Raw genomic sequence first — 13,754 nt, forward strand, 5'->3', positions numbered from 1 at the left:
GCGTCGCGTGTGGGTCACGCACGTAGGTCACGCACGTAGGTCACGCGTGTGGGTCACGCGTGTGGGTCACGCACCTAGGTCACGCGTGTGGGTCACATGCATGTTCGTTACGTGTGTAGGTCCCAGACGTGTCACGCGTGTAGGTCGCGCGTGTGCGTCACGCCTGTTGCCCGGACCGCAATCGTCACCGGTAGTCGATCGTGTTCTGGTACACGCTCTTGAGCGCTCCCGTCCACGCCGTGTTGTACCCGTCCGCCTTCCGGTGCTCCCAGAACTCGCGGAACGTGTTGGCGCGGTGCTTGATGAAGGTCTGCCAGATGTTCCCGGGATCGCCCTCGCCATAGATGTCGTTGCCCTCATTGGTGCTGTCGGCGATGTCGATGAGCGCCCCGGCGACGCGGCCCTCGACGGTGTCCCCGTCGTCCCATCCGGCGGTGCTCCTGTTCGGCGTCTCCAGGTTCATCGACGCGCCGCTGGGCCAGCGGTAGTACGGGTCGTTGTAGACGCCGGCCGGCAGCCACTCCGCAAAGCCCTCGACCCACGCGCAGCCGGTGGACGACTTGGCCGACACGCCGTGCGGGCTGCAATTGGGGATCGGCGGTGTCTTGTCCTCGTACACATCGTCCATGAGCGCGTGGGTTATCTCGTGGGCAACGGTCATGCGGGAGTCGGGCGCGGTGCCCTTGAGGAAGGCCTGATCGGCCGCGCCGCTGTAGTAGTTGCCCTCCTGCGACCCGGGCGCCCAGTTCAGGACGAGCTGACGGCAGGTGGTGTCGAGGGCGTCCCAGCAGGTACTGCCCGGCACCCACAGCCACACGTCGTTGGCCACGTCGAACGCCTGGAGCGCGCGCATGAGACTCGCGTCGGTGGGCTTGGTGGTGCCGAGGTTCGCGGTGGTACCGGTCTTGACGTTCGCCACCGTTTTGGTCTTGAAGACGTAGCTGCTGCCGGTGCCGGTCTTCTGCACCTTCCAGCGGGAGTTCGTGGTGAACATCTTGACGTAGACGTCCTGCCCGGCCGACGTGCCGTCGGTGTTGGCGAAGCAGATCTTGTACGCCCCGGTCGAGCTGGTCACTCCGCTGCCGAGCAGGTCGTGCGCGTTGCTCTCGTCGGAGTCCCACGCCTGCACGCCGGCGTTGACGACCGGACGGGTCTTGCCCTTGTTGTCGACGTAGACCCATGTGCCGGTGACGCACGCCTGCGGCGCGGCGGCAGCGGCGGCACTGGGCGCACTGCCGTCGGGGGTCGCGGTGCCGGTACGCGGCTGCGCGTCGTCGCTGCTCGGCGCGGGCTTGGCCTCCTCCGGCACCTCCTCCGGCCGACGAAACGGCGTGACCGGCTGCGGCTCGACCGGGGCCGGAGTGTCGACGGCCTCGCCCTCGGCGGGCGGGACGATGCCGAGCACCGACGGGCTGCCGCCGGATCCGACGGTGAGGAAGACCGCGTCCTCGGCGGCCGAGACGCCCCGCTCCTCGTCCTTGAGCGCGCGTATGCGTATCTCCGCCGGTCCCGGGGCGGACGCGGCGATCTTGCCCTCGTACGTCTTGGCCTCGCCCTTCTTGAACGAGCCGGACGCGTCGGCGCGGTTGATCCGGCCGCCGTTGACGGGGGCGGCGTCGTCCTGGGTGCGACTCGCGAGGCCGGCGGGCGGCGTGGCCCAGGTCAGGCCCGCGGGCAGGTCGGCCTCGATGCGCACGCCCTTGGCGGCGTACTGCGAGGTGACAGTGAAGCGCACGGTGGCGGTCTCACCCAAGGCGGGCGTACGGTCCACGCTCGCGGCCACCGAAAAGCAAGTGCGCTCCTCGCTCTCGACCGGCGTGTTGGGGTTCGGGAGCAGCGTGCAGGGTCTCGGTCCGGCCGCCTTGCCGGACGAACCCTGCTTGGCGTACGCCGCCACCCCGGTCGCCCCGCTGAGCAGGACGGCTCCCATGGTGACGAGCAGGATGCGTTTGCGGACGATCCGCCGCGGCGGCTTCTTGTGGCTCGTGGTGCCCGAGATACCCATGATCGCCCGACACTACCGACGGGCGAAATCACGCCACTATCCATGAGGCGAGAGGTTCGATCAGCGCAATTCGGCCTGCGTACGGCCGTGCGGGGCAACCGAATTACGACATTTGTCGGCTGTGACCGAACTGCGCCGTCCGCAACTCGGCCGTCCGCGAGGTCAGAACGCCTCGGCCGCCTCCTGGGCGAGGCGGTCCTCGTACTCGGCCGCGTCGCCGCTCACCCCGACGCCGCCGACCGGCTTGCCGTCGCGCAGCAGCGGGTGGCCGCCGCGCCCGAGGTACCAGCCGCCGATCTCGGTGAAGCTCTGCGAGAACGCCGGGCGGTCGGTCATGAGGCCCTCCATGAACGCGGTGGTCCGCCCGAAGGACGCCGAGGTCCGCGCCTTCGCCACCGCCAGGTCCGCGCTGAACCGCAGCGCGCCGTCCATGCGGTGGAACGCGACGAGCGTCCCTGCGGAGTCCACGACCGCGACGCTCACGGCCGTCCCGGTCGCGGCGCACTTGGCGACGATGTCGGCCACGATGGCGCCCGCGGCCGCCGAGGAGACCTCGTACGCCGCCACCGTGCCCGCGCCGCCCTGCCCGCTGCTGGTCTCGCTCATCCCGCCGCGCCCCTTTGAACGTCTTCGAACGTCATTGCACGTGTTCGCACGTCGTGATCGCCGTGCGATGCGCCGGACGCTAACGGCAGGCCCCGACGGCTTCAAGGGCCGCCGGGGCCGCCCCGCAACTGGTCCATGAGGCGGCGGTCGCGCTTGGTCGGGCGCCCGGTCCCGCGGTCGCGGACGCCGAGGGCCGCGGCGACCTCGCGCGGCGGGGGCGGCGGGCTGTTGTCGGTGTAGCACTCGGCCGCGACGGGGGCGCCCACGCGCTTCAGGATGAGTTTCGCGACCACGACGATCCGCTCCCGGCCGTCGAGGCGCAGCCGCACCTCGTCACCGACCTTGAGCGACTGCGCGGGCTTGACGCGGTCGCCGTTGACGCGGACGTGGCCCGCCTTGCACGCGGCCGCGGCGATCGAGCGGGTCTTGGTGAGCCGGACCGCCCAGATCCAGGCGTCCACGCGCACGCTCGCCGGGGCGTTCCCGTCGGTTCCTGCCATGCGTACGACTCTAATGTCTGATGCGGGCGCCTCTGATGCCGACGGCTCCGGAGCGGTCGGCTCGGGTACGAACGGCGCGGGTACGAACGGCGCGGGTACGGACGGTTCGGGTACGGACGGCTCCGATGCGGTCGGCTCGGGTACGACTCACGCGGGTACGACGGACGCGGGTACGACGGACGCGGGTGCGATGGAGTCCGGCGCGGCTACCGCGAGCGGTCGTCCCCCGCGGCCGCCCGGCGCGGCCCGCCGCCCGCCGTCGTGCCCGGGCGCCGTTGCAGAAGCTCGCCCAGTCCGCGGCGGGTCGTCGCGAGGACGACCCGGTCACGGGCCTGGAGCACATACCCCTGGTGCAGGCCCCAGGCCAGTTCGGGCCGACGGTGGGCGTCGCCGATCGTCGGCGTGAGGCCCCGCCGGTCGCGCGGATCGGCGAGGTCGAGGGCGAGGACGCGCCACGCGCCGGGCCGGAACGCCTCGTCGACCGTACGGCCCAGCAACTCCGGGTGGTTGCCCACCTCCAGGGCCACGAAGACCAGCACCTTGCGCTCCACCGGCAGTGCGCCGAGGATCTGCCGTCCCATCATCGCCGCCGCGAACGACGGTGCGGCGAGCGTGGACACGCTGCGGCTGCGCGTCGTGGCCTGCGGGAAGGACGCCCGCATCGCCTGGTTGACCACCGCCGCGAAGTCGTCCTCGAAAAGCCGCATGACCACCCGGATGTCGGGCTTGAACTCCCGTGCGTACAAGGCTGTTTCGAGGTTGCTTCCGTCGCTGCTGGTGAGCGCGAGCACGGCCTGCGCGCGCTCGATCAGGGCCGACTCCAGGACGCCTTCCTGCGTCGCGTCGCCGAGCACCACCGGCACGTGCAGCGCCCTGGCCAGGGCCACGCCGCGCGCCTGGGGATCGCGTTCCACGCACACCACCGAGACTCCGAGCGCGTGCAGCCGGTCGAGGACGCGGCTGCCGACCCGGCCGAGACCCATCAGCACGATGTGGCCGGTCAGTCCGCGGGGTGGCTGGCGCAGCGCGGTCGCGGTGCGGAACGAGCCGAGAGCTTGCAGGACCACCGCGAACAGCACCGGCAGCAGCGCCAACCCCGTGAGCCCGGAGAGCAGTTGGAGGATCTGACGGCCCTTGCGCTCGCCGATGGCCGGGTCGCCCATGCTGAGCAGGTCCAGGACCGACAAGTACGCGGCGCGCAACGGCGGTTCGCGCGTGACCCGCCACGTCAGCACCGCGAACAGCGCTTCCAGCGCGACCAGTATCGCGACCGCCAGCATGAGCCTGCGCGAGAACAGTTCGCCGAACGGCACGCGCGGCAGCTTCCCCAACGACCGCCTGGGCGCGGCGGTTTCGGGCAGCGCCGACTCGCGGGTCACCGCCTCCAGCACCACCCGGCTGCGGGTGAGGGACGCGGTCTCGACCTCGTCGTCCTCGGGCAGCAGCATCGGGCCGCGCGGCGGGATCGGGCCCTCGCCGCGCCGCTCGGACGCGGTGTCGGACAGCAGTGCGAGCGTGCACAGTTCGCCCAGGTCCATGGAGACGACCGGCTCTCCCGCGGCGCGGTCCGCCGCGCGCAGGAGCAGGCCGTCCGCCTCCACGATGCGGCTGCGCTGCCCGGCGAGCGCGGCGGCGACGAGCGCGGGGGCCGCGGTGTCCGCGTCGGACAGCACGGTCACCTCGGCGCCGGGCGCGTGAGCGGTGGCGCGGGACAGCAAGTCCTCGACATAGCGGCCGAGTTTGCGGTTGAAGAGACGGATGACCAGGCGCACGGACGGGTTGACGCGGCGGGCCCGGAGAGCCGCGTGGATGTTCGTCTGGTCGTCGGTGTACGTCAGGGCGACCGCTTCGGCGTGCTGCACCCCGACTGCCAACAGCGCCGCCTCGCTGGGCTCGGCGGCCTCGCGTACCGTCACCGCGAGCCGTTCGCCGCGGGCGAGTTCCGCGATCAGCGGGCCGTTGCCGGACTGCGCGGAGGGCACGAGCGCGGTGACGGGCCGCTCGTACAGCCGCACGAGTTCGCCGGTGAGCCGGTACGCGAGGGCGTCGTCCCCGCACACGACCATGGGCGCCGGCGGCGGGACGGGCGGCTCGGCGGACGCGGGCGCGGGAGCGGCGGCCGGATCGGGGGCGGCGTGCAGGTCGGGCGTCCGCCCGGGTGCGGCGGTTCCGTCACGGGTGGGGGCGGCCTGCGCGGGGACGGCGGAGGCCGCCTGGATGTCCGGACCGCCGGGAGCGCCCGGGTCGCCGGGGGCACGGGGAGCTTGCGGAGGACTCGGAATGCCCGGGGCACCCGCACGCGCGCCACCGGTGCCCACGCCACCCGCCCTCGCACCACGCGCCTCCGGGCCATCCGGACCCGGCTCACCCGCGCCCACGTCCGCCCGCGCACCCGGCCGGGTCTGGTCGGCGGGCCCGTCGGCCGCCTGATCGGGAGCAATCGCCACCCCACCACCCTGCCGCAACGGTCCGACTCCGGGGCGTGAACGACGCGGTCAATCCGCACACCGGCGCATTCCGGGTGCCCAGCTTGTCCAGTTCGGCGGAGTCGCGCGCCCGGCATCCGCCCCTAGCGTTCGGCACTCGACCACCGCGTCCGGTCCCCTGCCCGGGGCCGGACGCGCGCGCCGCTGGAGGTTTGCCGATGGGCTGGATCGTTCAGGAGTACCGCGACGACGACCTCGCGGCCGTCGTGCACCTCATCGACACGACGTCGGGCCTCGGCCCGGACTCGGTCTTCTCCGTCTCCGAGTGCATCACCGCCCTCACCGCCCGCCAGCCCGCCGTGGTGGCGCGCCGCGACGGCGACGTGGTCGGCGCCGCGCTCGCCACCGTCGCGGAGGGCCGCGCCTGGGTGATGCGCATCGCGCTGGCCCCGGCGCTGCGCGGCCTCGGCCTGGCCAGCGCGCTGCTGCTGGCGCTGGAACGGCGCCTGGTCGAGATGCGCGTGCGGCGCATCGCGTACGTGCTGCCGGAGGAGGACCTGCTCCAGGAGGGCCTGGTCAACGCGGGGTACGACCGGCGCCCCGCGGTGGCGTACTTCGAGAAGCTGGAGCCCGTGGACGACCGCGCGGCGGACGTCCTCGACCGGCTCGGCGGGCGCGTACTGCCGGGCGACCTGTGGTCGCGTCTCGCGGGCATGGACGAGGAGAAGACGCTGATCGAGCGGCGGGTGGTCCTGCCGCTGGCCGATCCCGGGCGCGCCGAGCGGCACGGGGTCGAACCGCCGCGCGCCATCGCGCTGTTCGGGCCGCCGGGCACCGGGAAGACCACGTTCGCGCGGGGCATCGCGTCGCGGCTCGGCTGGCCGTTCGTCGAACTGCTGCCGTCGCGGCTGGCGGACAGCGGCAACCTGGCCGCCGCGCTGCGCGAGGCGTTCGCGCGGCTGGCCGAACTCGACCGCGTGGTGGTGTTCATCGACGAGGTCGAGGAGATCGCGCCGGTGCGGCAGTTCGAATCCGCGGCGCCGCCCGGCGGAACGCACTCCGTGACCAACGAACTCCTCAAGCTGATACCGGCGTTCCGGGAGCGCAGCGAGCGACTGCTGGTGTGTGCGACGAACTCGGTGCGGTCGCTGGACCCGGCGTTCCTGCGGCCCGGGCGGTTCGACTACGTCATCCCGATCGGCACGCCCGACAACGCGGCGCGGCGGGCCATGTGGAGGCGGTACGCACACGCGCGGCGCACCGACGTCGACCTTGAGGCGCTGGTCCGGGCCAGCGAGCTGTTCACGCCCGCGGACATCGAGCACGCCGCGCGGATCGCCGCGCAGGCGTCCTTCGAACGCGACCTCGACCTGCCCGCGCCGGGCGTCGCGGGGGCGGGCACGCGGGACTACCTGGAGGCGGTGGCGCAGTGCCGCCCGACGGTGACGCCGGGCATGGTCGCGGACTTCCGGGTGGACATCACGACGCACGCGCGGGTGTAGGTGCGCCCCCGCGCGGCGTGCGCGAACGCCTGCCGGGTCGGCGCGGAGGTGGTTGCCGCGAGGTACACCCCCCGCGGTTGCCTCAGGGCGTCGCGGCGTCGAATCCGTACGACAGCGGCTCGCCGGTGCGGCGCCGGTAGACGTACATCGCCTGCACCTGCGCCTCCGAGGCCGGTGTGTCCACGGCGCACGGGTAGACGACCTGGAGCACCGAGGGCCGGTCCACCACGCGCACGGTGAGCCCGTCCGCGGGTCCGCCGCCCAGTGTCGCCACTTCCCAGTCCACCATGGTTCCTCCGGATCAAGCTCTGCCCCGAGCAAGGAATCGAGCCAACTGTAGAGACAGTTCGCGGCCGCCCCGGCGCCGGGGCGGCCGGCGGCACGCCCCCCGCCGCGTGCGGACCCGGCTGCACCGCGCACACGGATGCGGGGTCCCGGGGGCGGACGTCCGGGCACCGCGTAATCTACATGAGGGTAGATCCAGCTGCCCGGCCTGTCCGCCCATCGAACTACCGGAAGGTTGCCGCCGGTTGTCCGCAGTCTTTCGGAGTCGGATTCAGCGGGTGCATCCGCGGTGCGAGGCGCCGGGCGCACCGGCCGCACCGGGCTGCGAACTGCCGTACGACGATGGCCTGGAACCGCCTGCGGTGGCGCTCGCGGGCCGGGCCGCCCGGTTGCCCGGCCTCGTGCGCCGCGCGGTCCGGGAGGGCGGGAACCGACGCGCGGGGACGTCCGTCTCACCCCGCATGGACGCCGCACAGGACACCGCCTCCGAGCCCCACGATCCGCGCGACGACGGGCGCCACCTGCTCACGGTGATGGCCGGCGTCATGGTCGTCCTCATCGCGATCGCGGTCGTCCTGGCCGGGGACTGGGGGAACGAGGAGGACCCCGCGAAGCCCGAAGGCACGCGGATCGACACCCGGACGCTGAGCTGGGACCCGCAGGACTTCGGCACGGTCTTCGCGGTCGCGACGTCCTGGCGCGAGTACATCGCCACCCGCTCGGACGACGACCGCCGCGCCGCGGCGATGGCCGCGCCCCCGACCGACTTCACGCGCAACGTGGTGGTCACCGCGTCGGTCTCGACGAAGTGTGAGAAGGCCACCGCGCTGCGGCTCTACGCGGACGGCAGCAACCTGGGCGTCGGCGTGGACCTGCCGGGCAACGCCGCCGACAACTGCGCCAGGCCCAATTTCGCCATGGCCGACTTCGAGGTTCCGCGCGAACTCCTGCCGCCCGCACCGGTGTTGGACGGCAACAGCCCGCGGGCCGCAGGTGTCGGCATCCTGCGCAGCACCGCGCTGGTGTCCGCGCAGCCGGAGCTGGGCGTGGTCGCCGCCGAGGTCCCGGACGTGGAGGCGGCGCGCTCGTGGCTGGCCGGGCTCGGCGGTCTGCCCGGGGCGCAGGAGATCTCGGCGCCGAAGGACCTGGCGGCGGCGTACCGGCATCCGGAGACGGCGACGTACGACCTGTCGCGCGAGCGGACGTTCGCGTTCCTGTACCCGGTGTGCGAGTCGTACACCACGCAGTTGCGGCACGGGCCGGACGGGCGCCTGGAGTTGGCCAAGTCCGAGGCGCCGGAGGCCGGTTCGGGCCCGGTTCCGGCGGCGACCGAGTCGTGCGCGCCCACGGCGTACCGCCTGGCGGTGTTCTCGCTGGCCCCGGACGAGGTACCGGCGCATCCGCCGATCCTGCACATCTTCGTGGCGGGGTAGAGCGGGGGCGCGAGGGCCGGCGAAGCCCGCAACGGGATCCCGGTGGCCCGCGGCCTCCTGTGACACGTCCCCCGCATTTGCGGATCGCGCCGAACCTGGGAAGCCTGGGAAGACCGGCTCATCCGGCCCCGCCGGCCCCCGGAGGCGTACATGCGCACAGCGCGGCAACCCCAGACCCCGGCCCCAGGGCGCAAGCACCGCGGGATCCGCAGAACCCGCTCGATCCGCAGTCTCCTCGGCTTCACGGTGTTCCGCGGACCCCGCAGGCTCCGCCCCCGAGCAGCCCTCGTCGCCGGTACGGCCTGCGCACTCGTGCTGGCCGCGGGACCGTTCCCCGCCCAGGCGGAGGACGGCGTACCGACACCCGACACCCTGCGCGAAGCGCTGCTCGAACCGCTCGACCTCGGTCCCGACGTCGAGCAGAGCGAACCGTCCCCCGACGACGACGGCACCGGTCCGACGGGCTGTGCCGCGCTGGACGACCTCCGCGGCTCCCGCACCCAGGACACCGCCGACCCCTGGCCCGAGGTACAACTGAGCGCGGGCAGCGTGGTCATCCAGCAGAAGCTGACCGCGGGCCCGCCGGAGAGCATCGCGGCCGGGCACGCGGCGATCCGCGACGCGCTGACGAGCTGCACGACCCTGACGTTCCCCGGCTCGGACGGCGGCCCGCCGCTCACCCTCAACCTCTCACCCGTCAGCTTCGGCGGCCCCGATGCCGTGGCCCTGCGCATGGACGGCACGTACGCGGGCGTCTCCGTCAACGGCTACCTGGCCCTCGAACCCCTCGGCGCCGTCGAGTTGCTGTACGTCTTCTTCCAGGCGGGCGGCGACTCCACCGAAGCCGCCGCGGCCGTCTACGCCATGGCCGTCGACAAGATCCACCTCATCGTCGGCCCCGCCGCCGGACCGCCGCAGCCGCTCGCCACGCCGATCCCCGGCACGACCATCTGACCGGCGTGGCGGTCGAAGTCTGTGACGCGAACTCGGTTGTCCGCCGGGCGCGGGAAGACCCCGTGCCGTCCGCTCCGCCACCGCAGCTGCACTACCGTGCGACCGACGGACACGATCGGGGCGGCGGGTGGCAGCGGAGACGGCGGCGCGACCACGCGACCAGGCCGCCGCGGGCGTCGCCTACGGCGTCGCCGCGCAACTGGTCTGGGGCGTGCAGCCGCTGTTCTGGCCACTGCTGGACGGGCTGGCCACCCCGCTGATCGTCGCCCACCGCATCACGTGGTCGTGCCTGGCCGCCGTCCTCGTCACGCTGGTCGGCAGGGTCTCGCGGGGAGACGTCGCGGCGTTGTTGCGCAGCCCGCGCGACCTGCGCTCCCTCGGGCGCAGCGGCCTGATGCTGGGCGGGTCGTGGGCGGTGTACATCTACGCGGTCGTGTCCGGCCGCGTCGTCGAAGCGTCCCTCGCGCTCCTCGTCGCACCCCTCTCCGGCGCGCTCGTCGGGGTGGCCGTGCTGGGTGAGACGATGCGGCGGGCGCAGTGGTGCGCATGCGGCGTGGCGGCGGTCGCGCTGGGCGTGTTGGTGGCGACGCACCGCGGCGTGCCGTGGGTGGCGTTCGCGATTGCCGCGACCGTCACTGCGTACGGCTACGAACGCAAGCGCCGACCGCTGCCCGCGGCCGCGGGGAGCGCGGTCGAGCTGACCGCGATGCTGCCGTTCGGCCTGGCGGTCATCGTGTGGACGACCGTACGAGGCGGCGGGGGCACGCAGTTCGACCCGGTGATGCTGCTCCTGCTCCCGGCCGCCGGGCTGATCACCGCGCTGCCGAGCCTCCTGCGGCTGATGGCGCTGCACCGTATGCCGCTGTCCGGCTTCAGCCTGCTGATGTACGTCAACCCGGCCCTGCAATTCGCGATCGGTGTCGGCCTCCGCCACGAGCCGATGCCCGCGGCTCGCTGGACCGGCTTCATCCTGGTCTGGGCCGCGCTGGCCGTCTTCGCCGCGGACGCCGTACGCCGGGGCTCTCCGCGGTCGGCCGCTGCGCCGGGTCCGGCCGAGGTCCGACCCGACGGCGGCTGACGGTCGGCGGCGCGTCCGACTCGGGCTGCGGGATGCCGGGGGTGGTGCGAGGGTAGGGGATGGGTCCCGTGGAAGGGTGCCGGGGTCCGCCGCACGTATCGCTCGGGGTTTCGGTGATCGGAAGTTACCGCGGAACGTCCCATGAGTCCCACGCAAAGACTTGCATCCCTGCCCTGCGGCCGCCGCGGCAAGTGGGCGGTGGTGGTGGTCTGGCTCCTGCTGCTCGTGGTGGCGGGGCCGCTGGCGGGGAAGTTGGCGGACGCGGAGGACAACCAGGCGTCGAGTTGGCTGCCGGGGAACGCGGAGTCGACGAAGGTCATCGACGAGCAGGAGAACTTCGAGGCCACGACGACGATGCGGGCGGTCGTGGTCTACGAGCGTGTTGGGGGGATCACGCCCGCCGACGTGGCGAAGGCGACCCGGGACGCGGCCGCGTTCGCCTCCGCGCCGCATGTGGTGCCGCCCGTGGTGGGGCCGGTCGTGTCGCCGGACGGACAGGCGATGCAGACGATCGTGCCGATCGCGGTGGGCGAGGAAGGCTGGGAGAACCTCACCCCGGCCGTGGACCGGCTGCGGGACGTCGCGGGTGCCGATGACCAGGGCATGACGACGCATGTGACGGGACCCGGCGGCATCGGGGCCGACCAGGCGGAGGCGTTCGAGGGGATCGACAGCACGCTGCTGACCGCCACGGTGGCGGTGGTCGTGCTGTTGCTGCTGCTGACCTACCGGAGCCCGGTGTTGTGGCTGTTCCCGCTGCTGGCGGCGGGGGCGTCGCTGGTGGTCTCGCAGGCGGTCATCTATCTGCTGGCGGAGCACGCGGGGCTGACGGTCAACGCGCAGAGCGCGGGCATCCTGATCGTGCTGGTGCTCGGTGCGGGGACGGACTATGCGCTGCTGCTGACCGCGCGCTACCGCGAGGAGTTGCGGCGGCACGAGGACCGGCACGAGGCGATGGCGCTCGCGCTGCACCGTGCGGGCCCGGCGATCCTGGCGAGTTCGGCGACGGTCGTCATCTCGATGCTGTGCCTGCTGGCGGCCGAGATGAACTCGACGCGCGGGCTCGGCCCGGTGTGTGCGATCGGCGTACTCGTGGCGCTGGCAGCCATGTTGACGCTGCTGCCCGCGCTGCTGGTGGTCGTGAGCCGGTGGGTGTTCTGGCCGGTGAAACCGGGGTTCGGCAGCGACGAGCCGACCCGGACCGGACGTTGGGCGCACATCGGCCGCGCCATCGCACGGCGGCCGCGCAAGGTGTGGATCGGCACCGGCCTCGCGCTGGCCGCGTGCGCGGTCGGGCTGGTGTCACTGAACGCCACCGGCCTCAGCGCGGCGGACGGCTTCACCGACAGGCCGGACTCGGTCGTCGGCCAGGAGGTCCTGGACGAGCACTTCCCCGCGGGCACCGGCGACCCGCTGTCGGTCATCGCCAACGCACCGGCAACTCCCGCGGTGGAGGCGGCCGTACGCGCGGATCCCGGCGTGTCTGCCGTGACACCTCCGGCAGTTGCCGAGGGACGGGCGTTCTTCCAGGCCACGGTCAACGACCGCCCGGACAGCGACGCCGCGAAGGACACGGTCGACCGGGTACGCGACGCGGTGCACGCGATCCCGGACGCGGACGCCCGGGTCGGTGGCGGCACCGCGGTCATCATGGACGCCGAACGCGCCGCCTCGCAGGACAACAAGGTGATCATCCCGCTGGTCCTCGTCGTGGTCCTCATCATCCTCGGCGTACTGCTGCGCGCCCTGGTCGCGCCGGTGCTGCTGATCGCCACGGTGGTCCTGTCCTACGCGGCGGCACTCGGGATCAGCGTGTTCGTCTTCGAGCACGTATTCGACTTCGCCGCCCAGGACAACGCGTTCCCGCTGTTCGTCTTCGTGTTCCTGGTCGCGCTGGGCATCGACTACAACATCTTCCTGATGACGCGCGTCCGCGAGGAGGCCGCCCACCGCGGCACGCGCGAGGGCGCAGTCGTCGGCCTGGCAGCCACAGGCGGGGTGATCACATCCGCGGGCCTGATCCTGGCCAGCACGTTCGCCGTCCTGGCGACACTGCCGGTCGTGGCGTTCACCGAAATCGGCTTCGCCGTGGCCCTGGGCGTGTTGCTGGACACCCTGGTCGTACGGTCGGTGCTGGTCACTGCGCTGACGGTGGACCTGGACCGCAAGATGTGGTGGCCGAGCCACTTGTCGAAACCGGAGGCGGAGGAGTGGACGTCGCGGACAACCGGCGCCCCGGCCCGCCGGGAGTGAGCGATCCGCGCAACTCCCCAACGGGGATCAGGACTTCGCTCGCCGACGGCCGCTGCGCCTCGGCTTCGGGGGCTGGCCGGCCAGCAACTCCTCGCGGCGTTCCTCGCCTCGCGTCTCCAGCCTGGCCACGATTCTCCGCAGTCCGGCGGCGAGTTCCAGGCACTCTTCGGCCGTCAGATCGTCGGTGACGAAGGCTTCCTCGGCGTTGAAGGCGGGGAAGACGCGCGTCATCAGCTCCTCGCCCGCGGGGGTGAGCGCGAGCAGGACCAGGCGTCCGTCCGACGCGTGCTGAGTGCGCGTCAGTAGTCCTCGCGCCTCCAGGGTCCGGACGACGCCGGTGAGCGTGCCCTTGGAAATCCCCGCCTCCTCGGCGACGTGCCGGGTCTCGGACTCGCCCCGGATCCAGATCTCCCACAGCACGGTGAACGCCGTCCACGTCAGCTCGACCTCACGCAGCACCGAGTTCTCCAAGTGCTGCCGGACGGCGGTCGCCGCGCGGTAGATGTTCGACACCGCGGCCATCTGCTCGCGGCGCAGCGCCACGTCCCCCAGGCGCTCCTGGACGGCCTTCTCGGTCTCGCTCATGGTCCACCTGCCGACCACGTACCGCTCACCTCCGTCACGGCGTCAGGGGCGCCGCTCCGCACGAATCCAACCCCCGTGGCGGCCTGTCTGCGCCGTGTCGCCCCCGGACCGGCGTCGATCCCGACCC

Annotated in this window: 11 protein-coding genes; 5 read left to right on the forward strand and 6 right to left on the reverse strand. The window is 72.8% G+C overall.

Annotated features, from left to right (window positions below; all coding sequences use genetic code 11):
- Positions 1 to 184: 184 nt before the first annotated feature.
- The 4 genes from ACRX5S_RS23530 to ACRX5S_RS23545 form a co-directional block, all read right to left on the reverse strand.
- Positions 185 to 2,005 carry a hypothetical protein gene (locus ACRX5S_RS23530; protein WP_436775039.1) on the reverse strand — a complete coding sequence of 607 codons (1,821 nt, stop codon included), beginning with the start codon at positions 2,003 to 2,005 and terminating at the stop codon, positions 185 to 187.
- Positions 2,006 to 2,167: 162 nt separating this feature from the next.
- Positions 2,168 to 2,611 (reverse strand): GlcG/HbpS family heme-binding protein, encoded by a 444-nt coding sequence (locus tag ACRX5S_RS23535; protein WP_436775040.1) that lies wholly within the window; start codon positions 2,609 to 2,611, stop codon positions 2,168 to 2,170.
- 101 nt (positions 2,612 to 2,712) lie between these two features.
- The gene (locus ACRX5S_RS23540; RefSeq protein ID WP_436775041.1) at positions 2,713 to 3,111 is read right to left on the reverse strand and encodes an RNA-binding S4 domain-containing protein; all 399 of its coding nucleotides are present in this window, start codon (positions 3,109 to 3,111) and stop codon (positions 2,713 to 2,715) included.
- A gap of 206 nt (positions 3,112 to 3,317) precedes the next feature.
- The gene (locus ACRX5S_RS23545) at positions 3,318 to 5,177 is read right to left on the reverse strand and encodes an NAD-binding protein (protein WP_436775195.1); all 1,860 of its coding nucleotides are present in this window, start codon (positions 5,175 to 5,177) and stop codon (positions 3,318 to 3,320) included.
- 578 nt (positions 5,178 to 5,755) lie between these two features.
- On the opposite strand from ACRX5S_RS23545, the gene ACRX5S_RS23550 reads away from it, so the two are divergent.
- Positions 5,756 to 7,039, forward strand: a complete 1,284-nt coding sequence (locus ACRX5S_RS23550; RefSeq protein WP_436775042.1) for an ATP-binding protein — start codon at positions 5,756 to 5,758, stop codon at positions 7,037 to 7,039.
- An 82-nt stretch (positions 7,040 to 7,121) separates the two neighbouring features.
- On the opposite strand, the gene ACRX5S_RS23555 is transcribed toward ACRX5S_RS23550, so the two are convergent.
- Positions 7,122 to 7,328, reverse strand: a complete 207-nt coding sequence (locus ACRX5S_RS23555) for a hypothetical protein (protein ID WP_436775043.1) — start codon at positions 7,326 to 7,328, stop codon at positions 7,122 to 7,124.
- Between the two features lie 457 nt (positions 7,329 to 7,785).
- Between ACRX5S_RS23555 and ACRX5S_RS23560 the strand changes: the two genes are divergently transcribed.
- The 4 genes from ACRX5S_RS23560 (at position 7,786) to ACRX5S_RS23575 (ending at position 13,042) form a co-directional block, all read left to right on the forward strand.
- Positions 7,786 to 8,757, forward strand: a complete 972-nt coding sequence (locus ACRX5S_RS23560; RefSeq protein ID WP_436775044.1) for a hypothetical protein — start codon at positions 7,786 to 7,788, stop codon at positions 8,755 to 8,757.
- A 150-nt stretch (positions 8,758 to 8,907) separates the two neighbouring features.
- A complete protein-coding gene (locus ACRX5S_RS23565; RefSeq protein WP_436775045.1) occupies positions 8,908 to 9,711 on the forward strand; it encodes a hypothetical protein in 804 nt (267 codons plus the stop codon).
- 127 nt (positions 9,712 to 9,838) lie between these two features.
- Positions 9,839 to 10,789 (forward strand): EamA family transporter, encoded by a 951-nt coding sequence (locus ACRX5S_RS23570; RefSeq protein WP_436775046.1) that lies wholly within the window; start codon positions 9,839 to 9,841, stop codon positions 10,787 to 10,789.
- Positions 10,790 to 10,930: 141 nt separating this feature from the next.
- Positions 10,931 to 13,042 carry an MMPL family transporter gene (locus ACRX5S_RS23575; RefSeq protein ID WP_436775047.1) on the forward strand — a complete coding sequence of 704 codons (2,112 nt, stop codon included), beginning with the start codon at positions 10,931 to 10,933 and terminating at the stop codon, positions 13,040 to 13,042.
- A 27-nt stretch (positions 13,043 to 13,069) separates the two neighbouring features.
- On the opposite strand, the gene ACRX5S_RS23580 is transcribed toward ACRX5S_RS23575, so the two are convergent.
- Positions 13,070 to 13,627 (reverse strand): MarR family winged helix-turn-helix transcriptional regulator, encoded by a 558-nt coding sequence (locus tag ACRX5S_RS23580; protein ID WP_436775048.1) that lies wholly within the window; start codon positions 13,625 to 13,627, stop codon positions 13,070 to 13,072.
- Positions 13,628 to 13,754 lie beyond the last annotated feature (127 nt).

This window comes from Yinghuangia sp. YIM S09857 (genome assembly GCF_051388915.1).
GTDB lineage: Bacteria > Actinomycetota > Actinomycetes > Streptomycetales > Streptomycetaceae > Yinghuangia.

Coding starts and splice junctions, on each gene's coding strand:
- ACRX5S_RS23530 (WP_436775039.1), bottom strand. CDS start 2,005: ATGGGTATCTCGGGCACCACGAGCCACAAGAAGCCGCCGCGGCGGATC.
- ACRX5S_RS23555 (WP_436775043.1), bottom strand. CDS start 7,328: ATGGTGGACTGGGAAGTGGCGACACTGGGCGGCGGACCCGCGGACGGG.
- ACRX5S_RS23540 (WP_436775041.1), bottom strand. CDS start 3,111: ATGGCAGGAACCGACGGGAACGCCCCGGCGAGCGTGCGCGTGGACGCC.
- ACRX5S_RS23565 (WP_436775045.1), top strand. CDS start 8,908: ATGCGCACAGCGCGGCAACCCCAGACCCCGGCCCCAGGGCGCAAGCAC.
- ACRX5S_RS23560 (WP_436775044.1), top strand. CDS start 7,786: ATGGACGCCGCACAGGACACCGCCTCCGAGCCCCACGATCCGCGCGAC.
- ACRX5S_RS23545 (WP_436775195.1), bottom strand. CDS start 5,177: ATGGTCGTGTGCGGGGACGACGCCCTCGCGTACCGGCTCACCGGCGAA.
- ACRX5S_RS23575 (WP_436775047.1), top strand. CDS start 10,931: ATGAGTCCCACGCAAAGACTTGCATCCCTGCCCTGCGGCCGCCGCGGC.
- ACRX5S_RS23580 (WP_436775048.1), bottom strand. CDS start 13,627: ATGAGCGAGACCGAGAAGGCCGTCCAGGAGCGCCTGGGGGACGTGGCG.
- ACRX5S_RS23550 (WP_436775042.1), top strand. CDS start 5,756: ATGGGCTGGATCGTTCAGGAGTACCGCGACGACGACCTCGCGGCCGTC.
- ACRX5S_RS23535 (WP_436775040.1), bottom strand. CDS start 2,611: ATGAGCGAGACCAGCAGCGGGCAGGGCGGCGCGGGCACGGTGGCGGCG.